Source organism: Micromonospora sp. NPDC051300, from assembly GCF_044455315.1.
Classification (GTDB): domain Bacteria; phylum Actinomycetota; class Actinomycetes; order Mycobacteriales; family Micromonosporaceae; genus Micromonospora; species Micromonospora robiginosa.
The window spans coordinates 198077-220927 of sequence record NZ_JBITEP010000001.1 but is presented as its reverse complement, the minus strand read 5'-3'; the positions used below and the strand labels follow the sequence as shown (position 1 = coordinate 220927).

General features: G+C 75.3%; 19 protein-coding genes and 1 pseudogene. 8 read left to right on the top strand and 12 right to left on the bottom strand.

Annotation, left to right across the window (positions count from 1 at the left end; genetic code table 11):
- Nucleotides 1-28: 28 nt before the first annotated feature.
- Nucleotides 29-1075, top strand: coding sequence for a glucose 1-dehydrogenase (locus ACIA5A_RS01060; RefSeq protein WP_396755200.1), 1047 nt, complete (start codon nucleotides 29-31; stop codon nucleotides 1073-1075).
- A 6-nt stretch (nucleotides 1076-1081) separates the two neighbouring features.
- Here the strand turns inward: ACIA5A_RS01060 and ACIA5A_RS01055 are convergent, their stop codons facing one another.
- Nucleotides 1082-2398 (bottom strand): DUF2252 domain-containing protein, encoded by a 1317-nt coding sequence (locus ACIA5A_RS01055; protein WP_396755198.1) that lies wholly within the window; start codon nucleotides 2396-2398, stop codon nucleotides 1082-1084.
- Nucleotides 2399-2434: 36 nt separating this feature from the next.
- Nucleotides 2435-2995 carry an NADH-quinone oxidoreductase subunit B gene (locus ACIA5A_RS01050; RefSeq protein WP_396755196.1) on the bottom strand — a complete coding sequence of 187 codons (561 nt, stop codon included), beginning with the start codon at nucleotides 2993-2995 and terminating at the stop codon, nucleotides 2435-2437.
- A gap of 132 nt (nucleotides 2996-3127) precedes the next feature.
- On the opposite strand from ACIA5A_RS01050, the gene ACIA5A_RS01045 reads away from it, so the two are divergent.
- Both ACIA5A_RS01045 and ACIA5A_RS01040 read left to right on the top strand, forming a co-directional pair.
- Nucleotides 3128-3688 carry a SigE family RNA polymerase sigma factor gene (locus ACIA5A_RS01045; protein WP_396755194.1) on the top strand — a complete coding sequence of 187 codons (561 nt, stop codon included), beginning with the start codon at nucleotides 3128-3130 and terminating at the stop codon, nucleotides 3686-3688.
- Nucleotides 3681-4898, top strand: a complete 1218-nt coding sequence (locus tag ACIA5A_RS01040) for a hypothetical protein (protein WP_396755192.1) — start codon at nucleotides 3681-3683, stop codon at nucleotides 4896-4898. The genes ACIA5A_RS01045 and ACIA5A_RS01040 overlap by 8 nt, the downstream gene beginning before the upstream one ends.
- An 18-nt stretch (nucleotides 4899-4916) precedes the next feature.
- Here the strand turns inward: ACIA5A_RS01040 and ACIA5A_RS01035 are convergent, their stop codons facing one another.
- From ACIA5A_RS01035 to ACIA5A_RS01025, 3 genes are read right to left on the bottom strand one after another with little or no spacing between them, the layout of a single operon-like run.
- Nucleotides 4917-6395 carry a pyridoxal phosphate-dependent decarboxylase family protein gene (locus tag ACIA5A_RS01035; RefSeq protein ID WP_396755190.1) on the bottom strand — a complete coding sequence of 493 codons (1479 nt, stop codon included), beginning with the start codon at nucleotides 6393-6395 and terminating at the stop codon, nucleotides 4917-4919.
- A complete protein-coding gene (locus ACIA5A_RS01030; protein WP_396755188.1) occupies nucleotides 6392-7747 on the bottom strand; it encodes an MFS transporter in 1356 nt (451 codons plus the stop codon). The genes ACIA5A_RS01035 and ACIA5A_RS01030 overlap by 4 nt, the downstream gene beginning before the upstream one ends.
- Nucleotides 7748-7779: 32 nt before the next feature.
- Entirely contained in the window at nucleotides 7780-8094 is a 315-nt protein-coding gene (locus ACIA5A_RS01025; protein WP_396755186.1) for an MGMT family protein, read from the bottom strand.
- A 61-nt stretch (nucleotides 8095-8155) separates the two neighbouring features.
- On the opposite strand from ACIA5A_RS01025, the gene proB reads away from it, so the two are divergent.
- Entirely contained in the window at nucleotides 8156-9265 is a 1110-nt protein-coding gene (gene proB / locus ACIA5A_RS01020) for a glutamate 5-kinase (protein WP_396755184.1), read from the top strand.
- Between the two features lie 71 nt (nucleotides 9266-9336).
- Nucleotides 9337-10578: a glutamate-5-semialdehyde dehydrogenase gene (locus ACIA5A_RS01015; protein ID WP_396755182.1), complete on the top strand. Its 1242-nt coding sequence runs from the start codon at nucleotides 9337-9339 to the stop codon at nucleotides 10576-10578.
- A gap of 476 nt (nucleotides 10579-11054) precedes the next feature.
- Here the strand turns inward: ACIA5A_RS01015 and ACIA5A_RS01010 are convergent.
- The 6 genes and pseudogenes from ACIA5A_RS01010 to ACIA5A_RS00985 all read right to left on the bottom strand — a co-directional run.
- Nucleotides 11055-11924, bottom strand: a pseudogene (locus ACIA5A_RS01010) (hypothetical protein); the annotation flags it as partial.
- 106 nt (nucleotides 11925-12030) lie between these two features.
- Complete coding sequence (moeZ, locus tag ACIA5A_RS01005; protein ID WP_396755180.1) at nucleotides 12031-13278, bottom strand: adenylyltransferase/sulfurtransferase MoeZ; 1248 nt, start codon at nucleotides 13276-13278, stop codon at nucleotides 12031-12033.
- A gap of 41 nt (nucleotides 13279-13319) precedes the next feature.
- Complete coding sequence (locus ACIA5A_RS01000; RefSeq protein ID WP_396755178.1) at nucleotides 13320-14132, bottom strand: DUF3152 domain-containing protein; 813 nt, start codon at nucleotides 14130-14132, stop codon at nucleotides 13320-13322.
- A gap of 75 nt (nucleotides 14133-14207) precedes the next feature.
- On the bottom strand, nucleotides 14208-15068 hold the full coding sequence (locus ACIA5A_RS00995) for a DUF3152 domain-containing protein (protein ID WP_396755176.1): 861 nt from the start codon (nucleotides 15066-15068) through the stop codon (nucleotides 14208-14210).
- A gap of 5 nt (nucleotides 15069-15073) precedes the next feature.
- On the bottom strand, nucleotides 15074-16114 hold the full coding sequence (locus ACIA5A_RS00990; RefSeq protein ID WP_396755174.1) for an alpha/beta fold hydrolase: 1041 nt from the start codon (nucleotides 16112-16114) through the stop codon (nucleotides 15074-15076).
- A gap of 43 nt (nucleotides 16115-16157) precedes the next feature.
- On the bottom strand, nucleotides 16158-18992 hold the full coding sequence (locus tag ACIA5A_RS00985) for a hypothetical protein (protein WP_396755172.1): 2835 nt from the start codon (nucleotides 18990-18992) through the stop codon (nucleotides 16158-16160).
- Between the two features lie 148 nt (nucleotides 18993-19140).
- Here ACIA5A_RS00985 and ACIA5A_RS00980 point away from each other — a divergent pair, with 148 nt between their 5' ends.
- The gene (locus ACIA5A_RS00980) at nucleotides 19141-19779 is read left to right on the top strand and encodes a TetR/AcrR family transcriptional regulator (RefSeq protein WP_091065616.1); all 639 of its coding nucleotides are present in this window, start codon (nucleotides 19141-19143) and stop codon (nucleotides 19777-19779) included.
- Nucleotides 19780-19844: 65 nt separating this feature from the next.
- Nucleotides 19845-20072 carry a DUF3107 domain-containing protein gene (locus tag ACIA5A_RS00975; RefSeq protein ID WP_013288692.1) on the top strand — a complete coding sequence of 76 codons (228 nt, stop codon included), beginning with the start codon at nucleotides 19845-19847 and terminating at the stop codon, nucleotides 20070-20072.
- Nucleotides 20073-20136: 64 nt separating this feature from the next.
- Here ACIA5A_RS00975 and ACIA5A_RS00970 read toward each other — a convergent pair whose 3' ends face one another.
- A complete protein-coding gene (locus ACIA5A_RS00970; RefSeq protein WP_396755170.1) occupies nucleotides 20137-20778 on the bottom strand; it encodes a ferritin-like fold-containing protein in 642 nt (213 codons plus the stop codon).
- Between the two features lie 285 nt (nucleotides 20779-21063).
- Between ACIA5A_RS00970 and ACIA5A_RS00965 the strand changes: the two genes are divergently transcribed.
- Nucleotides 21064-22749 (top strand): DEAD/DEAH box helicase, encoded by a 1686-nt coding sequence (locus ACIA5A_RS00965; protein ID WP_396755168.1) that lies wholly within the window; start codon nucleotides 21064-21066, stop codon nucleotides 22747-22749.
- The last annotated feature ends 102 nt before the right edge of the window (nucleotides 22750-22851 follow it).

Genomic DNA, 22851 nt, shown 5'->3' with positions numbered 1-22851 from the left:
GGGCGGCCGGCGGGGAAAGATGAGGCTCGTGCGCGCTGTGACTGTGACCCCCGGTGTCCCTGACTCGCTCCGGCTCACCGAGGACTGGCCGGAGCCGGCGCCCGAGGAGGGCGCGATCCTGGTCGAGGCGCTGGCGGTGGGCGTCTGCGGCACCGACCAGGAGATCATCGCCGGGGAGTACGGCGACGCGCCGCCCGGCCAGGAGCGGCTGGTGCTCGGCCACGAGTCGCTGGGCCGGGTGCTGGAGGACCCGACCGGCACGTTGCACCCCGGCGACCTGGTGGCCGGCGTGGTCCGCCGCCCCGACCCGGTGCCCTGCGCCAACTGCGCGGTGGACGAGTGGGACATGTGCCGCAACGGGCAGTACACCGAGCACGGCATCAAGGGGTTGAACGGCTTCGCCCGGGACCGCTGGCGGCTGCAACCCAAGTTCGCCGTCGGCCTCGACCCGGCGCTCGAGTCGGTGGGCATGCTGCTGGAGCCGACGAGCGTGGTGGCGAAGGCGTGGGACCACATCGAGCGGATCGGCCGCCGCGCCGAGTGGAAGCCGAAGACCGCGCTGATCACCGGCGCCGGGCCGATCGGGCTGCTGGCCGCGCTGCTGGCCAGCCAGCGCGAGCTGTCCGTGCACGTGCTGGACCGCAACACCACCGGCCCGAAGCCGGACCTGGTCCGCGCGCTCGGCGCGACCTACCACACCACCTCCGTCGCCGAGCTGGACCTCGCACCGGACGTGGTGGTCGAGTGCACCGGCGCGCCGCCGGTGGTGCTGGACGCCATGTGCAAGGCCGCCCCGAACGGCATCGTCTGCCTCACCGGCGTGTCCAGCGGCGGCCGGACCATCGACTTCGACGCCGGCGCGCTCAACCGGGAGCTGGTGCTGGAGAACAACGTGGTGTTCGGCTCGGTCAACGCCGGCCGCCGGCACTGGGAGCTGGCCGGCGAGGCGCTCGCCCGCGCCGACCAGTCCTGGCTGAACGCGCTGATCACCCGACGGGTGCCGGTCTCCGCCTACCGCGAGGCGTACGCGTCGACAGGCGACGACATCAAGGTGGTGCTGGACTTCGCCCAGTGAGCCGGCTCAGATGCCCGGCAGCCGACCGTTGCGGAACAGGTCCACGAAGAGCTGGTGGTCCTCCCGGGCCCGGATGCCGTACCGGTGGGCGAAGTCGACCAGGTAGTCGGTGAACCCGTCGGCGTCGGCGTCCACCGCCGCGACGATCGACTCCTCGGTCGAGTAGTCGACCAGGTCGTGGCTGGACTCGTCGTCGGCCACCGAGTGCATCCGGGCCACCGCCCGGCCCAGGTCGGTGAGCACGCCGGCCAGGTCCTCGGGCTCGTTCACGTCGGCCCAGTCGAGGTCCGCCGCGTACGGGGAGACCTCGGCGACGAGCTGGCCGACGCCGTCCAGCTCGGTGAAGCCCAACCACGGGTCCGCGTGCGCCTGCAACGCCCGCTGCGACTCCGCGGTGCGGTGCCCCTGGTGCCGGAAGTACGACCGGACCCGCTCGTCGTCGATGTGCCGCGCCACCGCCGGCACCTGGGCCTGCTTCATGTAGATGAGGACGTCGTTCTCCAGCGCCTCGGTGTGCCCCTCTAACAGGAGGTTGTAGGACGGCAGCCCGGCCGAACCGATGCCGACGCCCTTGCGCAGCACCACGTCCTTGATGGTGGCCGCCACCGGGCGCAGCCCTGCGCTCGAGGAGGGCAGGGTGTCGAGGTAGTCGCCGAACGCACCGCAGACCCGCTCCCGGGTCGCCGCGTCGATCTCGTGCACGCCGTCGCCGAGGGAGAACCGGCGCTCGTAGTTGTCCACGGTGGTCTGGGCGGCGAGCAGGTCCACCCGGGTGCTCAGCCGCGCCTGCTGGAGCACTCTGCGCAGCACGCCGTCCGCGTTCTCCAGCGTGATCGAGCCGATCGCGTCGTCCCCGCCGGCCGCGATCGCCCGCAGCTCCGCCAGGTAGGACCGGGCGAAGCCGGTCACCAGCTCGCCGATCACCCGGTCGGAGAGCGCCTTGGCGTAGCCGAGCAGGGCGACGGAGGCGGCGAAGCGCTTCAGGTCCCAGGTGAACGGCCCGACGTACGCCTCGTCGAAGTCGTTGACGTTGAACACCAGCCGGCCGGAGGCGTTCATGTAGGTGCCGAAGTTCTCCGCGTGCAGGTCGCCGTGGATCCACACCCGGCTGGTCCGGTCGTCGAGGAAGCGGTCGCTGACGAAGTCGCCGCGCTGGTCGGCGTAGAAGAGCGAGGCGCTGCCCCGGTAGAAGGCGAACGGTGAGGCGGCCATCTTGCGGAACTTCCGGCGGAACGCCGCCGGGTCGATCGCCATGGACGCGCCGAACTCCTCGGTCAGCACGTCGACGATGAAGGCGGAACGCTTCTCCGGGGAGTCGGTCATGGTCCGCAGGCTAGCGCCGCCACGCCACCGTGCGGATCAGCCGGCCGGCGGACGCACCGGCGGCGCGGTCAGCGCCTCCACCGGGCGGGGAACCACGTCCGCCGGGGCGGCGAGCCGGTCCGGGCGGGACACGCCGCCGAGGCCGGACTGCTCGGCGGCGATCTTCTCCTGGAGACGGAGGATGCCGTGCAGCAGCGCCTCCGGCCGGGGCGGGCAGCCAGGCACGTAGACATCGACCGGGATGAGCTGGTCGACGCCCTTGGTCACCGAGTAGGAGTCCCAGTACGGGCCGCCGCAGTTGGAGCAGGCGCCGAACGAGATCACGTACTTCGGTTCGGGCATCTGGTCGTAGAGCCGCTTGACCGCCGGGGCCATCTTGTCGGTGACCGTGCCGCTGACCACCATGAGGTCGGCCTGCCGGGGGCCGTGGGCGAACGGGATCACGCCGAGCCGCATGAAGTCGTGCCGGCCCATGCTGGTCGCGATGAACTCGATGGCGCAGCAGGCCAGGCCGAAGTTGAACACCCAGAGGGAGTAGCGGCGGCCCCAGTTCAGCACGAACCGGATCGGCTCGCCGAGCACGGCCGGCAACTGCACCTCGGGCCTCCTCCGCTGTCCGTGAACCGACAGTCAACCACAGCGCCCGACCGGGCGATCGACGCAACCGGGTAGGGCGTCCACACGTGTGAGGTGTGTGACCGCGCCGGCGGCACGTACGGGGAGGAACGGATGACGGTGACGGAGGAGGCGCGGCGCGGCGAGCCGTCACCCGACAGGACGACGGACGGGCCGGACGTACGCCAGGCGGTCGACTTCGACGGGCTCTACCACGCGCACTTCCGGTCGCTGACCGTGCAGCTCGCCGCGTACTGCGGCGACCTGTCCCAGGCGCAGGACCTGGTGCAGGAGGCGTTCTGCCGGGCCTTCGCCCGCTGGTCCCGGGTCTCCCGCTACGACGACCCGGTCGCCTGGGTCCGCCGGGTCGCCTGGAACCTGGCCACCAGCCGCTGGCGGAAGCTGCGGACCGCGGAGTCCTGGCTCCGCCGGCAGCGCGAGGAACACGTGCCGGGTCCCGGGCCGGACCGGGTGGCGCTGACCGCCGCGCTCGCCCAGTTGCCGTCCACGCAGCGCCGCGCCGTGGTGCTGCACCACCTGGCCGACCTCAGTGTCGGCCAGATCGCGGAGCAGGAGGGCGTGCCGGAGGGCACGGTCAAGTCCTGGCTGCACCGGGGGCGGGCCGCGCTGGCGGCTCAGCTCACCACCACGAACGAGGTGACCGATCATGCCTGAGCCCCGGAACACGCGCCTGAGCGGCGAGTTCGAGGCGTACCGCGCACTGGCCCTCGACGCCGTCGTGCCGGCCGGGCCGGACGCGGTGCGGCGCACCGTGCGACGCCGGCGGCGGCGCCGGGTGGCCACCGTGGCCGTGGTCGTGGCGGTCGCCGTCGCCGCGCCGGTGACCGCCTGGGCCGCCCTGGACCGCCGACCCGCACCGGCCCCGGTGACGTCGCCGGATCCGACCCGGTCGGTCCCGGCGACTGCGTCGCCGGATGTCGGCCCGTCGGCCACGCCGAGCGCGCCGACCGGCCGGATCGAGCGGGCGGAACTGCTCGCGGCCACCGTCGACCTGCCGGCCTGGCCGGTCGGCGCCGGCTGTCGGACCCGGGGGGTCGGGCTGGTGGAGCGGGCCGGCGGCAACGGCGACGTGCTGCTGTCCACCGCGGGGTACGCCTACGTCGACGTCGACGGCGACGGCGTGCCGGAACCGGTGGCGCTCCTGCGCTGCCTGCGTGGTGGGACCCCGTACCCGGAGCAGGTGGTGGTCTTCGACCGGGCCGCGGACGGCACACCGGTGGCGCTCGGGCGCGTCTTCCGGTCCGACCCGCGGCGGCCGGAGTATCTGCTCGCGTTCGACGCGCGGCCGGACGGCGCGGTCCGGGTCGAGGTCACCGACCGGGCCGGGCGCGACGGCGCCGAGCCGGACGCGGCACACCGGCAGACCCGGCTCTTCCGTTGGGCGGACGGTCGGTTCACCCAGACCGGCGGGCCGAGAGCCTTCCCGGCCGAGCCGCCGCCGTCGCCGTCCACCTCGGCCACCGGGCCGACGCCGGTGTCGCCGTTGTTCGCCGTCACCACGACCCCGGTCGTCTACGGGCCGCCGGACCCCGACGGGTGGCGGCGGGGCACGACGACGGTCACGGTCACCAACGTCGGCGACCAGCGGCTGACCGACGTCCGGGTGACCCTGCCGGACGACGACGAGGACGTCCACGAGCACACGCTCGTCGAGGGCTGCCCCACGGCCGCCCACCGGGGCAGCTTCTTCCACTGCTTCCCCGGCCCGCTCGACCCGGGCGGGCAGGCCGTCGTGGTGCTGCACTTCATGCGTCGCACGACCGGACCGGACCACCAGCTAACCGTCTGGGCGGAGCGGGGGGACGACACGACGGCGGTGCCCGGCACCGTCACGAAGGCCGGCATCCCGGTGACGTCCCGATGACCGCCCGGTCGGGCCCGGTCACCAGGCCGGGCGCTGGAGCAGCCCGACGACCTCCGCCAGCAACCGCTCGCGCACCGGCGCCGGCGCGGCGTCGAGCAGCGTGTTGACCACCGCCATCCGATCCGGCGCCCCGGCACCACCGCCCAGGCCCAGCCCCTCGGCCAGCCCGGCCACCAGCTCGGGGGTGAGCGCCTCCGGGTCGAGGCCGCCGGCCAGCGCGGTCAGCTCCGGCGGCAGCGCGACCGGGCCGGCGGCGCGGGCGGCCGCGACCGCGTCGGCAAGCGCCGGGGAGAACTCGGCCACCCGGGGCGCCACCGCGGCGGTCACCGTGAGGTGCACGCTGGCCGGCAGGTCGGCGTACCGGAGCTGGGGCTGGGTGTGCCAGCCGCGCGCGGTCAGCTCGTCCAACAGCACGAACAGGTCCAGCTCAGGGTCGTCGGCGGTGAAGCAGACCACGGTCGACTCCGGCTCGGCCATCAGGCGCAGCCCGTCGGTCGCCCGCACCGCGTCGGCCAACCCGGCGACCGCGTCCCGGGTCGACGCGGCCAGCCGCAGGTAGCCGTCCTCACCCAGGTGGCGCAGCGTGGCGTACGCGGCGGCGATCGGTCCGCCGGAGCGGGTCGAGGCGATCACCGGGTTGACCATCGTGTAGCCGGGCCAGTCCGCGTACGCGAAGAACTGCGGGGCGCGGCACGCGGCGTCCCGGTGCAGCAGCACCGACACCCCCTTCGGCGCGTACGCGTACTTGTGCAGGTCCACCGAGATCGAGGTGACCCCGTCCACGGCGAAGTCGAATGCGGGCACCGGTGCGCCGAGCCGGCGCAGCCAGGGCAGCGCCCAGCCGCCGAAGCAGGCGTCCACGTGACAGCGCACCCCGGCGTCGGCCGCGGCGGCGGCGATCCCGGCGACCGGGTCGACGACGCCGTGCGCGTACGACGGGGCGGACGCGACCACCAGCACGGTCTCCGGCCGGATCGCGGCGGCCATCGCGTCGACGGTCGGACGCAGCGTCACCGGGTCGACAGGCACCCGGTCCAGCGCCACCCGCAGGTAGTGCGCCGCCTTGGCGAACGCGGCGTGCGCGCTGGCCGGCACCACGATCCGCGGTTCGGCGAGGTCGGGCCGGGCGTCGCGGGCGGCCTTGACGGCGAGCAGCAGCGACTCGGTGCCGCCGCCGGTGACGCTGCCGACCACATCCGGCGCGCTCGTGCCGGGGCCGCCGCCGAGCAGCCGGGCGGCGGCGGCGACGAGCGCGTTCTCCATCGCCAGCAGCGACGGGAAGGCCGTCGGGTCGAGGCCGTTGACGTGCGCGCTCTGCGCGTACGCGGCCTGGGCCAGCTCGTCCAACCCGGCCACGCCGGGGTCGTAGACGTAGGCGAACAGCCGGCCGCCGTGCGTCGGCCGGTCGGCCGCCCGCAACGCCCGGATCTCGTCCAGCACCCGGGTGGCGGGCAGCCCCTCGGCGGGCAGCGCGCCCGCCCCGGCCGGGTCGGTCATCGGGTGGTCCTCTCCTCGTGACGGGTCCCGACCGCCGGTGCGGTCGGGCCGAGCGTGTAGCCGCGCAGCAGCACCACCGGGGCGGCCACCAGCAGGGCCGGCAGCACGGTGAAGCCGAGCAGCACGCCGAGCCGGGCGCCGTCCGGCTGGGCGGCGGCGGACCCGGTCGACGAGGAGACGTAGCCGGAGAGCTGGAGCACCAGGCCGTAGATGCCCGGGCCCAGGGCCAGGCCGAACGTCTCCCCGGCGGTCCACAGCCCGGTGAACACGCCGGCCTGCCGGCGGCCGGTGCGCGCGGTGTCCTCGGCGATGCAGTCGGGCAGCATGGCCAGCGCGAAGACCTGCTGGCCGGCGTATCCGACGCCGATCAGCGCGACAAGCGCGTACACCCCGGCGGCGGGCAGCGCGGGCGCGGCGACCAGGGCGAGCGCGCCGGCCGCGAAGAGCAGTGACGCGGCGACGAGCGAGGTGCGCTTGCCCAGCCGGGCGCCGGCCCGGCTCCACAGCGGCATGACCAGCAGGGCCGGCGCGACGAAGCAGGCGAACAGCAGCGTGGGGCCGCTGTCCGGGGCGCGCAGCACCTGGTCGGCGAAGTACTTGACACCGGCCAGCACGGTGGCCACCCCGGCGGACTGGACCACGAAGCAGAGCAGCAGCAGCCGGAACGACCGGTTGCGGCCGGCGACCGCGAGCTGGGCCCGCAGGCTCGGTTCGCTCTCCGCCACCGTCCCGGCCGGGGTGGTCCGGGTGCCGAGGAACACGCCGAGCGTGCCGACGACGATCAGCGCCGCGACGAACAGCCCCATCCAGCGGTGCCCGGGCACGCCGTCACCGCCGGCGGCCACCACCGCCGGGGCCACCGCGCCGGAGACCAGGATGGCCAGCGCGAGCACCGCGATCCGCCAGGTCATCATCCGGGTACGCTCCGCCGGGTCGGCGGTCAGCTCGGCCGGCATGGCCACGTAGGGCACCTGGAAGAACGCGAACGCGGTCGCGGTGGCCAGGAACGCGAGCGTCACGTACGCGGCCGCGGCCGGCCCGCGCGCGAACGGCGCGGCGAAGATCGAGGCGAACAGCGCCGCCAGCGCCAGCCCGCCGCCGAGCAGGTAGGGCCGGCGGGCGCCCCAGCGGGAGCGGGTCCGGTCGGAGATCCGCCCGGCCACCGGGTTGACCAGCACGTCCCACGCCTTGGGCAGGAGCACCAGCAGCGCGGCCAGCCCGGCCGCGACACCGAGCGTGTCGGTGAGGTAGGGGAGCAGGAGCAGCCCGGGCACGGTCCCGAACGCGCCGGTGACAAGCGAGCCCGACGCGTACCCGAGGTGCACCCGGCGGGGCAGGCCCGAAGCTGTCATGGAGCCGAATGCTACTCACGTTATGGTCGCGGTCACATCCCCTGCTCCGGCGACCACGCGGCCACCGCCAGGTCCACCCGGTCACCGCGCAGCGGGCACCCCTCGGCGAGCAACCGGGCCCGCGCCTCCCGCTCGTGCCCCGGCGGCAGCCGACCGGTTGCGTTCACCACCCGGTGCCACGGCACCCCGCCCCCGTGCCGGGCCATGATCGAGCCGACCAGCCGCGCCGACGCCCGCCCGGACCGCTCCGCCAGCGCGTCGGCCACCGCCCCGTAGGACATCGCCCGTCCCGGCGGGATCCGCTCGACCAGCGCCAGCACCGCCTCGACGTACTCGTCAGGTGTCACGAGCTGCCACGATATGGGAACGCGCTACGATGTGGCGGATCGCAACCCGCAGAATGGTCGGGTGCGCGACGCAGTCACCTCGGCCCGCCGGATCGTGGTCAAGATCGGATCGTCCTCGCTGACCACCGCGACGGGCGGCCTGGACGACGCCCGGGTCGACGCGCTCGTCGACACGCTCGGCGCGTTGGCCGCGCAGGGCCGCGAGGTGGTGCTGGTCTCCTCCGGCGCGATCGCCGCCGGCCTCGCCCCGCTCCGGCTCCCCCGGCGCCCGCGTGACCTGGCCACCCAGCAGGCCGCCGCCAGCGTCGGCCAGGGCCTGCTCATCGGGCGGTACGCGACCGCGTTCGCCAGGCACGGGCGCACCGTCGGGCAGGTGCTGCTCACCGTCGACGACGTGACCCGGCGGGCGCACTACCGCAACGCGTACCGGACCCTGCGCAAGCTGCTCGACCTGCGGGCCGTGCCGATCGTCAACGAGAACGACACGGTGGCCACCGAGGAGATCCGCTTCGGCGACAACGACCGGCTCGCCGCGCTGGTGGCCGCGCTCGTCGACGCCGACCTGCTGGTGCTGCTCTCCGACGTGGACGCGCTCTGGACCGGCGACCCGGCCCGCCCGGGCAGCACCCGGATCACCGAGGTGCACGGCGAGGGCGACCTGGCCGGCGTCGACGTCGGCGGGGCCGGCCGGGCCGGGGTGGGCACCGGCGGCATGGTGACCAAGGTGGAGGCGGCCCGGATCGCCACCGGCTTCGGCATCCCGGTGGTGCTCACCGCCGCGCCGCTGGCCGGCGAGGCGCTGGCCGGCGACCCGGTCGGCACGTACTTCCACGCCAGCAGCCGCCGCCCGGCCGCCCGGCTGTTCTGGCTGGCGCACGCCACCGCGCCGCGCGGCCGGCTGCACCTCGACCCGGGCGCGGTGCAGGCCGTGGTGGGCCGGCGCAAGTCGCTGCTGCCGGCCGGGATCACCGCGGTCGACGGCGCGTTCACCGCCGGGGACCCGGTGGACCTGGTCGACACCGCCGGCGCGCCGGTGGCCCGGGGGCTGGTCAACTACGACGCGGTGGAGCTGCCCGGCCTGCTCGGCCGCTCCACCTCGGAACTCGCCGCGGCCCTGGGCCCGGCCTACGAACGAGAGGTCGTCCACCGAGACGACCTCGTTTTGTTGTAAGGAGGGGCCCCCTGTTAACGCATTCTGCATAACAGGGGGCCCCTCCTAACATTTCTGCGAAGGAGCGCACGATGAGCGTCGTCGAGCAGGCCCGCCGGGCCCGGGACGCGGCGGAGGATCTCGCCACGGCCACCCGTACCGTCAAGGACGCCGCGCTGCACGCGATGGCCGACGCGCTTGTCGCGCGTACCCCGGAGGTTCTGGCCGGGAACGCGACGGACCTGGCGGCCGGGCGCGACGCCGGGCTCAGCGCGGCCGTGCTTGACCGGCTCGCCCTCGACGAGGGCCGGGTCGCCGCGATCGCCGACGCGCTGCGCGAGATGGCCGCGCTGCCCGACCCGGTCGGCGAGGTGGTACGCGGGTCCACCCTGCCGAACGGGCTGGAGCTGCGCCAGGTGCGAGTGCCGTTCGGCGTGGTCGGCATCGTCTACGAGGGCCGGCCGAACGTGACGGTCGACGCGGCCGGGATCTGCCTGAAGTCCGGCAACGCGGCGCTGCTGCGCGGCTCGTCCTCGGCGGCGCACTCGAACGCCGCGCTGGTCGCGGTGCTGCGCGACGCGGTCGCCGGAGCCGGCCTGCCGGCCGACGCGGTGCAGTTGCTCGACTCCTCCTCGCGCGACTCGGTCAAGGAGCTGATGCGCGCCCGGGGCCTGGTCGACGTGCTGATCCCGCGCGGCGGCGCGTCGCTGATCCGCACCGTGGTCGAGGAGTCGACGGTGCCGGTGATCGAGACCGGGGTGGGCAACTGCCACGTGTACGTGGACGCCGCCGCCGACCTCGGCAAGGCGCTGGCCATCACGTTGAACGCCAAGACGCAGCGCCTGTCCACCTGCAACACCGCCGAGTCGCTGCTGGTGCACCGGGACGTGGCGGACGCGTTCCTGCCGGCCGTGCTCGCCGCGTTCGCCGAGGCCGGGGTGACCGTGCACGGCACCGCCGAGGTCGCCGCGCACTCCGCCGCCGTGGTGCCGGCGACCGAGGAGGACTTCGCCACCGAATACCTGAGCGCCGACATCTCGGTCGCCGTGGTCGACTCGCTCGACGCGGCCGTCGCGCACGTCCGGCGGTACGGCACCGGGCACACCGAGGCGATCGTCACCGACTCGCAGCGGGCGGCCCGGGAGTTCGTGGCCCGGGTGGACGCCGCCGCGGTCATGGTGAACGCGTCGACCCGGTTCACCGACGGCGGCGAGTTCGGCTTCGGCGCCGAGATCGGCATCTCCACCCAGAAGCTGCACGCCCGCGGCCCGATGGGCCTGCCGGAGCTGACCAGCACGAAGTACGTGGTGACAGGCGACGGCCACCTGCGCTGACGGCCCGGCCTTCCCGCCGGCTCGGTGGATTGGCCACATCCGGCTCGCGGATGCCCCTCGCCCGCCGCGCCGCGCCGCGCTTGAGACCTTGGAAGGAAATGGCCCCCAGGAGGGCCGGCAGCTTCCAAGATCTCCGGGATCCCCGGCTACGCCACCTGGAGGGGGTCTCCGGCGGACGTCGCGGGTGGATCGATCGACGGCGGACCACTTGGGGGTGGCCCGGGCCAGCCGGCGCCGGCCGTCGGCAGGGCCGAGACGGGAGGCAGTGCCAGCCCGGGAAACGGGCCCGAGGACCGGTCGGGGGTGGGACCCGAGGCCGGACCGGGAACGGAGCCCGAGGACCGGTCGGGGGCGGGATCCGCGGATCGAAGCGACGGCCGGTCGGGACCGGAGCGTGGGGACGGTGGCGCGGGCAGCGCGACGGTGGGCGGCACCACGAACTGCGCGCCGGTGCGCGGGGCCTCCGGGGCGTTCGGACGGCAGGCCCGGATCGCGCGCAGCGTGGTGTGCACGTCGAACTGGTGGCCGTCGTCGCTGTCCCAGCCGCCGTCGCTGCGCTGCGTCTCGGCGAGCCGCCGCCGCGCCGCGACCAGCAGCCACTGCTCCTCGCCCACCTCCACCCGCCGCAGCGTGGCGGCGAGCCAGGCCACGTCGGCCGGGGACATCTCCGGGATCCGGTCGGCGAGCACCGCCTGGATCCGCGCCGACTCGTAGAACATCTGCTGGCGGTGCAGCACGGCCGCGGCCAACCACCCGGCCGGCAGGAAGGACGGCCAGGTCCCGTCCGGCGCGAGCCGCGCGGCGAGCGTGTGCGCCGCCGCCTGCACCACCCCGGCGTACGCCCCGCCGACCCGGTGGTCGAGCGGGCCGGCGGCGCGGGCGTCCAGCCCGGCCACGGTGAGCCAGAACCCGGCGTCGGCGGTCAGGTAGAACCGTGCCTCCGGGTCACCGGGGGTGGCCCACTCCGGCGCGAACCCGGCCAGCGACGGGTGCTCGTCCCAGCCGCCGTCGGCGAGTTGGCCGCTGGCCAGCCAGTCGAGCGCGTGCCGGGCGGCGGGGCGGCCCAGCGCGCCGAGGTCGTCCAGCTCGGACAGGCGGAAGCAGGTCGCGTCGACCGAGGCGACCTCGCCGCCGAGCACGGCGGGCCAGCCGCCGCTCAGGGTCTGCCCGGACTCCGCCGCGTCGAGCAGGTCCGGCGACGCCGCAGCGCCGGAGCGCAGCCGGGACAGGCGGGCGCGGTCCACCGCGTCCCCGTGTGCCACGACGAACCCGATCGCCGCTTCCAGATCGACCACGCCGGTGACGCTACCTGCGCGGACGTGGTTACGCCTCGGTAGCTCGGCCAGGGTTTGAGGCGGACCGCCGAGGACCGGGGACACAAGGCGCGAAAGCCCCATCACTCACGGGCATGAATGTCCACGCGAGTGACGGGGCCGCCGGGCGAGGGGTGGCTCAGTAGGAGGGCAGCGCCGGGTCGACCTGCTTGACCCAGGACAGCACGCCGCCCTGCACGTGCACCGAGTCCTTGAAACCGGCCGCCTTCAGCGCGGCGAGCGCCTCGGCCGACCGCACACCGGACTTGCAGTGCAGCACGATCTGCCGGTCCTGCGGGAACTTCGCCAGCGCCTCACCGGAGAGGATCTCGCCCTTGGGGATCAGCGTCGCACCGGGGATCCGGACGATCTCGTACTCGGCGGGCTCGCGGACGTCGACCAGGAAGATGTCCTTGCCGGCGTCCTGCCACTCCTTCAACTCCAGCGCGGTGATGGTGGAGTCGACCACCGCCTCCTGCGCCTCCTCGGAGACCGCGCCGCAGAAGTCCTCGTAGTCCTCCAGCAGGTCGGTGACCGTCGGGTTCTCGCCGCAGAGCGCGCAGTTCGGGTCCTTGCGGACCTTGATCTTGCGGTAGCTCATCTCCAGGGCGTCGTAGACCATCAGTCGACCCACCAGCGGTTCGCCGATGCCGGCGAGCAGCTTGATCGCCTCGTTGACCTGGATCGACCCGATCGACGCGCAGAGCACGCCGAGCACGCCGCCCTCGGCGCAGGACGGGACCATGCCGGGCGGCGGGGGCTCCGGGTAGAGGCAGCGGTAGCAGGGGCCGTGCTCGGCCCAGAAGACCGAGGCCTGGCCGTCGAAGCGGTAGATCGAACCCCAGACGTACGGCTTGCCGAGCAGCACGGCCGCGTCGTTGACCATGTAGCGGGTGGCGAAGTTGTCGGTGCCGTCGACGATCAGGTCGTACCGGGAGAAGATGTCCTTGACGTTCTCCCGGTCCAGCGCGGTGTTGTGGATCTCCACGTGCACCAGCGGGTTGATCTCGCGGATCGTGGCGGCGGCGGACTCGGCCTTGGACCGGCCGACGTCGGAGACGCCGTGGATGATCTGGCGCTGGAGGTTGGACTCGTCGACGGTGTCGAAGTCGATGATGCCGAGCGTGCCGACACCGGCGGCGGCGAGGTACATCAGGGCGGGCGAGCCGAGGCCGCCGGCGCCGACGCAGAGCACCCGGGCGTTCTTCAGCCGCTTCTGCCCCTCGACCCCGACGTCCGGGATGATCAGGTGGCGCGAGTAGCGGCGGATCTCGTCAACGGTCAGCTCGGCGGCGGGCTCGACGAGCGGGGGCAACGACACGGTGGACTCCCCGGGATCGGCGGTGGGACCGCGCCATTGTCGCTCGCCGCACCGGCGATCGGCCATGACGAGGGACACCCGGCCCGAACTGCGGGACCGGGAATAACTCAGACGCCGTCGGTGGGCTCCCCTTCGTACCGCACCCCGTCGACGTACGGCCAGGCGTTCGGCACGCAGCCGTCCAGCCCGTACGTCTGCTGCTGCATCACCGGGGCGGGCGCGCCGGGGTGGGGGCAGGCCTGGTGCAGCTCGCCGAACTCGTGCCCGACCTCGTGGTTGATCACATAGGTCCGGTAGACGTCCAGCGGGGCGCCGTAGTCGGGCACCGCCGTCATCCAGCGCGCCAGGTTGAGCACGACCCGGCCGGGCAGCCGGCACGACGTGTACCGCTCGGTGTGCAGGCCACCCTCGGCGCACATCCGCTCCGAGGTGACCGGGGTGGCCAGGTAGACGGTGAAGTCGGCGGCGGCCGCCTCGGGCACCCGCTGCACCCGCAGCTCGCCGGAGGCGATCCAGCTCCGCGGGTCGCCGAGCACCGTGTCGACGGTGGCCGCGAACGCGTCGACGCCCTGCCCCGTGCCCTGCTCGACCTCGACCCGGTAGCGGCGCAGCGGGCCGGCGTGGCCGCGTACCGGCGACCGGCCGCCGGCCACCGCGAAGGTGCCCGGGCCGGCGGTGGGGTAGCCGGTCGGCGACGTCGCCGGTTCGGTGTCGGCGTCCGGCATCAGCGTGGGCTCGGCGGCGAGCGGGACGCGCGCCGGTCGCGGCGGTTCGCTCAGCCGGGTGATCCCCACCGCGCCACCGGTGGCCGCGACGAGCATTGCCAGCAGCAGTACCGCCCGCCGACGGCGGCGCCGCATCCGGCGCAGCCCGGGACGTTCGGGATGGTCGGGCGGGTCGTACGGGGACGACGACGTCATGCCATCAGCGTGACACGCAATTCGGGCATTTAGCTGCTTTTACCGCTTATGCCGCGAATAACTTTCGTGATCCGCTCACCGCGACGGGCCGGTGTACCGCTTCCCGGCCAGGTACGGCCACGGGTTCGGCCGGCAGCCGTCCAGGAACAACGTCTGCTGCTGCATCACCGGCGCGGCCCGGCCCGCCCCCGGGCACGCCTCGTGGTGGTGCCCCAACTGGTGCCCCACCTCGTGGTTGACCACGTAGAGCCGGTAGGTGTCCAACGGCATCCGCGCGGCCACCAGGTGCGGCGCCGAGGTGCGCCACCGGTCCAGGTTGATCACCACCTTGCCCGGCACCCGACACGACGTGTACGGCACACCACCCTTGCGGATGTCGATCCCACCCGCCCCGCACAACCGGCCTGCGGTGTCCCGGGTGGCCAGGTAGATCGTGAAGTCGTACCGGCCGCCGGGCGCCACCCGCTGCAACCGCAACCGGCCACCGTCCACCCAGCTCCCCGGCCCGGCCAGGGCCCGCTGCACCACGTCGCCGAACGCCCGCGCCCGCTCGCCCGAGCCGTCCTCCACCGCCACCCGGAACCGGCGCAGCACCCCGGCCCGGCCCAGCACACCGCTGGACCTGTCGTCGTAGGAGAAACCGCCCCGGCCGTGCGCGGGCACCGGACCGGGCAGCGCCAGCACCGGCCCCACCGGCGCGACGGGCGCGGCGGACGACGGCGCGGCCGACGACGGGGAGACGCTCGGCGCGGGCTCCGGCGGCGGCGCGGCGAACCGCTCCGCGACCAGCTCGTTCGCGCCGGCCGGCGGCAGCCGCAGGGCGACACCGACCCCCACCCCGGCGGCGGCGAGGAACGCGCAGACCACCACGGCGGCACGCCAGCGGCGGGCAAGGGACGAGGGTCGCGCGGCACGCGGACGGGGTGAGCTGGGCATCCGGCTCAGCCTGCCACGTCGTGCCCGCCTCCGCTCTCCCCCGTTCCGGTGACCAGCGCCGTGGCCTGCGAATTCCGCTCGACCGGCCCCGGCGTGGCGACCGTCCGCGCCTCGTCGAGCAGCGCCAGCACCGCCCGCGCCACCACCCGGGGCACCTCCAACTGGGCCACGTGCCCGACGCCGTCGAGCATCAGCAGCCGACTGTCCGGGACCACCCGGGCGGTCTGCGGAGCGACCCGCACGTCGACCAGGCGGTCCTGCCGCCCGCCCACCACAAGCGTGGGCACCCGCACCGACGCGGCCTGCCGCCACAGCGCGCCCTCCCCCGGCAGGTACGAGCGCAGGAAGCTGCCCACCAGCCCCCGGAACGTCCGCACGTACGCGGCGGCGTAGTGCGCCGCCTCGTACCGGATCCGGATCTCGTCGATCGCCTCCTGTCGGCGCTGCTCGCTGATCCGGGTCAGGTCCGCCACGCACGACTCCATCACCTGCTGCGCCATCACCTCCGGGGCGAGCTGCGCCAGCCGCCGGGCGGCCAGCCGCTCACCCCGGGGGATCACCAGCACCGGCAGCATCCGCCCCTGCAACGACCGCCGGAAGTCCAGGAACGGCAGGGCCGGCGAGATCAGCGTGAGCGTGCGGACCAGCTCCGGCCGCGACGCCGCCACCCGGACCGCGACCGCGCCGCCCAGCGAGTTGCCGAACAGGTGCACCGGCCCCCGGTCGCTGTGCTCGATCCAGCGCACCACCCGGTCGGCGAAGGCCGGGACGGTGTAGCGCCGGCCGGGCTCGCTGCGCCCGAAACCCGGCAGGTCGATAGCCTGCCCGTCGAGCCGACCCGCGAGCAGGCCGGCCAGGTCGGTCCAGTTCTGCGCGGAGCCACCGAGACCGTGCACGTAGAGCGCCGGCTCGGCGCCGGGCGCGGTCGCCGGGGTGTCCCGGACGTGCACGAGCGTGCCGTCGAGCTCGACGTGCCGCCCGGGCCAGGGCGGCGGGACGTGGTGTGCGGGAAGGAGATGATCCGGCCAGAGTGCGGCACGCTTCATGTCTCCAGTCTTCCCCGCGCCGGCCCCTGCCGAACAGCTCCCCTCAGGTGAGCAACGCCTCCAGGCGACGGTTCACCGCGGCCAGGGTGGCCCGGACGACCGCCTGCCGGGGGTCCCCGGCGACCAGGGCCGAGCCGGCCAACTGCTCCACCCACCCCTCGCAGACCAGCAGCACCACCACGGTCGCCACCTCGCAGTTGCCGAACGGCACCACGGCGGCGTGCTCCACGAAGCACCGGCCCCGCTCACCCGCCGGATCGTCCTCGCCGGCGAGCAGTTCGTCCACCGCGGCGGCCGCGGCCACCGCGCAGAGCCGCAGCACGTAGCCGTCGACCGCCGGACCGGTCGCGTGCCCGTCGGCCGCCCGGTCGCCGGCGAGCAGCCGGACCTCGGTGGTGGCGTCCAGCCCGAACGTGCTCACCAGGACGTGGTCGATCACCACCCGGGGGCCCGGCGTGGCACCCGGGTCCAGCGGTCGCGACGGCGCGGTCTCCGTCGTGGTCATCTGCCCACCGGAGTACGAGGTGCCGAGCGTGACCGGGCTGCCGGTGGACATGCCGACCGGCGCCGCGGCCAGCGACGTCTCGTCCACCGTGGCCCGACCCCGGTGGGTGGACTGCCGGCGCCGGCGCGGCGGCTCGCCACCCGGCTCGGCGCCCTCGGCCGGCGCCTCGGCCGACCGGCCGGCGCGCGACTCCACCCCACCGAACCGGCCCTCGCCGGAGCGGTTCTCGGCCGGCCGGTTCGCCGGACGCACCACACCGGTCCGGGTGGACGTGTCGTCCCCGGCCGGACCGGTCGCGGCCGGCGGCTCGTCGGCGCGCGGCTGGGGCGTACCGGACCGGGGTTCGGCCGGCAGCTCGGCGAGCCGGTCGGCGCGCGCGGCGGCGGATCGGCGGCGGACCGGCGGCGGTGGCACGGCCGGCGCGCCGGGCAGGTTCTGCGGGGCGGCGGCCAGGCCCATCCGCTCCTGGAGCAGGCGTGCCACCAGCCGGCTCACGTCGGCCGGGTCGGCGCCGTCGGCCAGGTCCAGCCGGAGGCTGTGCGCGCCGGCCGGGGTGCGGCGGAGCGCGGCGTCGCGGACGCCGGCCACCTCGCGGACCGCGTCCAGGATGGCGTTGACGTCGAAGCCCTCCGGCCGCTCGCGCAGCGGCGCGGGCTCGTCGTCCCGGCGCAGGTGGGTGGCGATGCGGGCCAGCTCGGGAGTCTCGGCGGACGGTTCCACCGCGGGCGGCTCCGGCACGACCGGCACGTCCGGCTCGGCGGGGACGCGCTGCGGCAGGACCGCCGGCGCCGGCTCCGCCGGCAGGGACTCGGCGGCCGGCTCGGGGGTGGACGGCGGCTCGGGGGCGGACCGGCGGGCCGCGTAGGGCGGGGCGCTCGTCGGCCGGGGCGACCGGTAGCTGTCGAACGGCGCGGCCGGCGCCGGGGCGGCGGAGACCGGCGGCACACCGGCCGGCGCGCCGGGCGACTGGTCCGGCACGCGGTGGGGCTCGTCGGCCGGCTCACCGGCGGCACGTGCGGCCGGCGCGGGAGCGTACGCGGTCGGTGGCGGGCCGGCCGGCGCCTCGCGGGGCGGCACCGGCGCGCCGGTCGCCTCGGGGCGCGCGCCGAACGGGGTCACCGGCACCGGCGGACCGGCCCAGGAGGGCCGCGGGGCGGCCGGCTCGTGCGCCGGGCGCGGCTCGGCGTCGTCCCGGGGCAGCCGGAACGGTCGGCTCGCCTCGGGGTGCGGCGACTCGTGCCCGGCGGCCGACTCCGCCCGCAACGGCTCGTAGGGCCGGACCGGCTCGGGCCGGGGCGGCTCGTATCCGGCGGGCGGCTCGACCCGGGCCGGTTCGTACGGCCGCACCGGTTCGGGCGCCCACTCGACGGTGCGGTCCGCACGGGCGGCGCGACGGCCGGTCGGCTCGTCCTCCCCGGGCGCCCGGTCGGCGGGCTCGTCCTCGCGGGCGACGCGGCGACCCTCGTCGTGGGCAGCCCGGCGCCCGGCCGGCTCGTCCGTGCGGGCCCAGGGCGGGGCCCAGCCGTCACCCCAGCTCGGGCGGTTCCAGGACGGGCCGGACCAGTCCGGCTCACCGGTCGGCCCGGCGCCCGGGTCGGTCGGGTCGGCGCCTCGTGCGCCGGCCGTCGGGTCGGCGGCCCCTCTCGGCTCGGCCCCCCGGGGGCCGTCGGTCGGGCGCCTGTCGGCCTGGTGGTGCGCCGGCGGCTCGGCCGGGGACGGCTCGGCGTGGCCGGCCGGCTCACTCCGGTCGGCCCAGCCCCGGTGCGGCGACGGCGCGGCGGGGTCGACGGTCGGCGCGTGGAAGCCCGGCGGCACCTCGAAACCGGAGGCGGCGGCGCCGACCGGCGGCACCTGGAGCGCGGGGGGCGCGGAGGTCGGCCCGCTCTCCGCCCAGCGGGGGATCCGCCCGGCGGCGGTGTCGTCCGAGGCGTGCCGGGAACCGGCGGCGTCGGCGGTGGGCTGCTGTTCGATCGCGGGCGCGGGCCGCGGGGCCGGCACGGCCAGCCGGTCGCCGTCGGTCTCCCGGGGCGGCTCGCCCACGGGCGGGGCACTCACCGGCGCCTGGCGGGTCACGGGCGACTCCTCCCCGGCGTGACGCACGCCGTTGACGTGGCGGCCGTTGACGGGGGGCGGCGACTCCTCGGCCGGGTGACCGGGCAGCGGGGCCGGCAGGTCGCCGTGTCGGGGCGAGGAGGCGGCCCAGCCACCGCCCAGGTCGCCGTAGGGCCAGCCACCGGGCGCCGGGGCGCCTCGGGACCAGCCGTTCGCCGGGGGCGCCCATCCGCCGCCGGTGCGGGCCGGGTCGTCCTGCTGACCCGTCCCGTCGCCGTACTCTCCCGGGGTGGCGGCTCCGGGTTGCCCTGTTTCACTCACCGCGCGCTCCTTGGTCGCCCCCGCTGAGGCTACCGTGTGGTGACAGTGGCGATAAGTTACAGCGGCGGGCCAATTCCGCGACGGGTTCACGAACCCGGCCCGGTTCGGGTGATACGTGCCGGCTCGACGCAGATTCTCGGAGGTTCCCATGACCGCAGTGGGGAACGGTGCTCAGACCGCCGGCCGGCCCACCCGCCTGCCCCGCTCGGCGCGCCGTAAGCAGCTGCTCGCCGCTGCCCAGGAGGTGTTCGTCGCGCACGGCTACCACGCCGCGGCGATGGACGACATCGCCGAGCGGGCCGGCGTCTCCAAGCCGGTTCTCTACCAACACTTCCCCGGGAAGATGGAGCTCTACCTGGCGCTGTTGGACACGCACTGTGACGCCATCGTCGCCAAGGTGCACGACGCGATGCGCGGCACGCAGGACAACAAGGAGCGGGTCGGCGCGGCGGTCCGGGCCTACTTCGACTTCGTCGACCACGAGAGCGAGGCGTTCCGGCTGGTCTTCGAGTCCGACCTGCGCAACGACCCGGCCGTGCGGCAGCGGGTGGAGCGGGTCGAGCAGGGCTGCATCGCCGCGATCACCGACACCATCATCTCGGACACCGGCTCCAGCCGGGCGCACGCCGAGCTGCTCGCGTCCGGGCTGGTCGGCGCCGCCGAGACGGCCGCCCAGTTCTGGCTGGCCGGCGGCCGGCAGGTGGCCAAGCCCGAGGCGGAGGCGCTGGTGGCGGCGCTGTCCTGGCGCGGCATCGCCAGCTTCCCGCTGCAAGGTGAGTCAGCCTGAACATCGCGCCGCCTGATCGGATAGCCTTCCCACGGTGGCTTTTTCGCCCCAGTTGAGGAGGCACAGTGGAGGTCAAGATCGGCGTGCAGTACGCGCCGCGGGAGCTGGTCCTGGAGAGCGCGCAGTCGCCGGCCGAGATCGAGCAGATCGTGACCGACGCCTTCGCCAAGAGCGAGGGCACGCTCTCCCTGACCGACGAGAAGGGCCGGCGGGTCATCGTGCCGGTCGGCAAGGTCGCCTACGTCGAGATCGCGGAGGCGTCGCCCCGCGCCGTCGGGTTCACCGTCCGCTGATCCGCGTCGCACCGGTCGCCGTGGCGGGGTGACCCGCCGCGGCGACTCAGCCGTCCGGGCCGGTTCAGTTGTTCAGGCCGGCTGCCGACATCCGCGCGGCGTGCGCCTCGGTCAGCTCGCGCAGCAGCGCCGGCACGTCCACCCCGGCCCGGCCGGTCAACGCGACGAGCGCGCCCCGGTCCGCGGCGGCGACCCGGCCCGCCTGCGAGAGCGCCTCGCCGAGCAGCCGTCGCGCCCACATCGACAGCCGGCCGGCCGTGCTCGGGTCGGCCTCGATCGCGGCCCGGATCTCGGTCGCGGCGAACTCGACGTACCGGGAGTCGTGCAGGACGTCGAGCAGCAGCGCCCGGTCCGGCCCGGTCAGACCGTCGGCGATCCGGCGCAGGAAGTCGTCGGTGATCGCGTCGCCCACGTACGCCTTGGTCACCGCCTCGGCCCAGTCCCTCGGCTCGGTCGAGTCGTGGTACGCCCGTAACGCCTCGACGTAGGGGGCCATCGCCTCCTCGGGGGCCACGCCGAGCGCGCCGAGGCGGTCGGCGAGCCACCGGTAGTGCGCGATCTCGGCCGCGGCCATCTCGCTGAGCGCCGCCCGGCGACGCAGGTCGGGGGCGAGCCGGGCGTCGGCGGCGAGCCTGTCGAAGGCGAGCAGTTCGCCGTACGCGACGAGGCCGAACAGGTCGGCGGCGGCGGGGTCGGGGGCGGACACGAGCGCAGGCTACCGCCCGCGCACAGTGTGGTCCAGGTCACACGAAGCACCCCTGGATGCGCGGCCGCCACCCGGAATCGGGACGGCTGAGAGGCTGTTCAGGTAGGATGAGACAGTTGCCGTGGGCACCGAACAGGTCAGCTTCGCTGATCAGCGCCGGTCCCCCGGAGCGCGTGCGGCCCGGTCCGGCTCGGCGAAACCGCCGCCGATCGCGTGGCCCGCGCCAAACCGTTCGCGCCCTGAGGACATGAGGGGCGCACCACGAGAGGGCACCCCCACATCCACATGAGTGAGCAGACCAGCGGCCAGCCACTGGCCCCCACAGCTCCGGTCCCGCCGGAGGCACCCACGTTCGCCGCGCTCGGCGCCCGTCAGGAGACCGTCGAGGCGCTCGCCGCCGCGGGCATCACCCGCGCCTTCGCCATCCAGGAATACGCGCTGCCGATCGGGCTGCGCGGCGTCGACCTGATCGGCCAGGCCCCGACCGGCACCGGCAAGACGCTCGGCTTCGGCATCCCGCTGCTCGAGCGCGTCTTCGCCCCGTCCGAGGGAAGCGACGGCGTCCCCCAGGCGCTTGTCGTCGTTCCCACCCGCGAGCTGGGCATCCAGGTCGCCAAGGACCTCGACGCCGCGGGCCGCACCCGGGGCGTCCGGGTGCTGCCGATCTACGGCGGCGTGGCGTACGAGCCGCAGATCGAGGCGCTGCGCAAGGGCGTCGAGATCCTGGTCGGCACGCCCGGCCGCCTGCTCGACCTGCAGAAGCAGAAGCACCTGCGGCTCGACCGGGTTCGCGCGCTCGTCCTCGACGAGGCCGACCGGATGCTCGACCTGGGCTTCCTCGACGACGTCGAGAAGATCCTCGCGATGCTGCCGGAGGACCGGCAGACGATGCTCTTCTCGGCCACCATGCCCGACCCGATCGTCGCGCTGTCCCGGCGCTTCCTGCGCCGGCCGGTGACGATCCACGCCGGGCACACCGCCGAGACCGGCCCGTCGCCGCAGACCCAGCAGCTCGCCTACCGCACCCACTCGATGAACAAGGTCGAGATCGTGGCGCGGATCCTCCAGGCCGAGGGGCGCGGGCTGACGATGATCTTCACCCGCACCAAGCGGGCCGCCGACCGGGTCGCCGAGGATCTCGACTTCCGCGGCTTCGCCGTCGCGGCGGTGCACGGCGACCTGGGCCAGGGCGCCCGGGAGCGGGCCCTGCGGGCGTTCCGCGCCGGCAAGATCGACACGCTCGTCGCCACCGACGTGGCGGCCCGGGGCATCGACGTCACGGGCGTCACCCACGTGATCAACTACGACTGCCCCGAGGACCAGGACACCTACACCCACCGGATCGGCCGCACCGGCCGGGCCGGGGCCACCGGTGTCGCGGTCACGTTCGTCGACTGGGACGACGTGCCCCGCTGGCGGATCATCGACAAGACCCTCGGGCTGGACATGCCCGAGCCGCCGGAGACCTACCACACCTCCCCGCACCTCTACACCGACCTGGACATCTCCCGGGACGTCAGCGGCACCCTGCCGACCGCCGAGCGCACCCGCGCCGGCCTGTCGGCCGAGGTCGAGGAGGACCTGGGCGGCGGCCGGTCGCGACGCGGCGACAGCCGTGGTCGCAGCGGCGACAGCCGGGGCCGGGGCGGCGACAGCCGGGGCCGCGACCGGGACCGCCGGCGCGGTCGCGGGGGCGAGTCCGGTGACGCACCCGCCGCCGGGGTCGAGGCGACCGAGGCCGGGTCGGACGAGGGCACGCGTACCCCGCGCCGCCGGCGTCGCCGCCGGGCCGGCGAGACGGTGGCCGGCGAGCAGCCGACCGGCGTGACCGGCGCCGAGGGCGGCAACGAACCGGCCGTGGCGGCCACCGCCGAGGGCGAGACCTCCGCCAGGCCGCGCCGTCGCCGGCGTCGCCGTGCCGGCAGCTCCGGCGCTCCCGCCGCCGAGGCCGCCAGCACCACCACCGACTGACCACACACGCACACGGCCCCCGGACCCACCAGTTCCGGGGGCCGCTCCCTGCCCGACGCCGACGGCGCCGATCACGAGGTCGGCCGGCCGCCTGGCCGGGCC

Bases quoted from the DNA above. Each gene is read 5' to 3' on its own strand.
- ACIA5A_RS01055 (WP_396755198.1), bottom strand. From the start codon at position 2,398: ATGACCGACTCCCCGGAGAAGCGTTCCGCCTTCATCGTCGACGTGCTG.
- ACIA5A_RS01045 (WP_396755194.1), top strand. From the start codon at position 3,128: ATGACGGTGACGGAGGAGGCGCGGCGCGGCGAGCCGTCACCCGACAGG.
- ACIA5A_RS01040 (WP_396755192.1), top strand. From the start codon at position 3,681: ATGCCTGAGCCCCGGAACACGCGCCTGAGCGGCGAGTTCGAGGCGTAC.
- ACIA5A_RS01035 (WP_396755190.1), bottom strand. From the start codon at position 6,395: ATGACCGACCCGGCCGGGGCGGGCGCGCTGCCCGCCGAGGGGCTGCCC.
- ACIA5A_RS01030 (WP_396755188.1), bottom strand. From the start codon at position 7,747: ATGACAGCTTCGGGCCTGCCCCGCCGGGTGCACCTCGGGTACGCGTCG.
- ACIA5A_RS01015 (WP_396755182.1), top strand. From the start codon at position 9,337: ATGAGCGTCGTCGAGCAGGCCCGCCGGGCCCGGGACGCGGCGGAGGAT.
- moeZ (WP_396755180.1), bottom strand. From the start codon at position 13,278: ATGGCCGATCGCCGGTGCGGCGAGCGACAATGGCGCGGTCCCACCGCC.
- ACIA5A_RS01000 (WP_396755178.1), bottom strand. From the start codon at position 14,132: ATGACGTCGTCGTCCCCGTACGACCCGCCCGACCATCCCGAACGTCCC.
- ACIA5A_RS00995 (WP_396755176.1), bottom strand. From the start codon at position 15,068: ATGCCCAGCTCACCCCGTCCGCGTGCCGCGCGACCCTCGTCCCTTGCC.
- ACIA5A_RS00990 (WP_396755174.1), bottom strand. From the start codon at position 16,114: ATGAAGCGTGCCGCACTCTGGCCGGATCATCTCCTTCCCGCACACCAC.
- ACIA5A_RS00980 (WP_091065616.1), top strand. From the start codon at position 19,141: ATGACCGCAGTGGGGAACGGTGCTCAGACCGCCGGCCGGCCCACCCGC.
- ACIA5A_RS00965 (WP_396755168.1), top strand. From the start codon at position 21,064: ATGAGTGAGCAGACCAGCGGCCAGCCACTGGCCCCCACAGCTCCGGTC.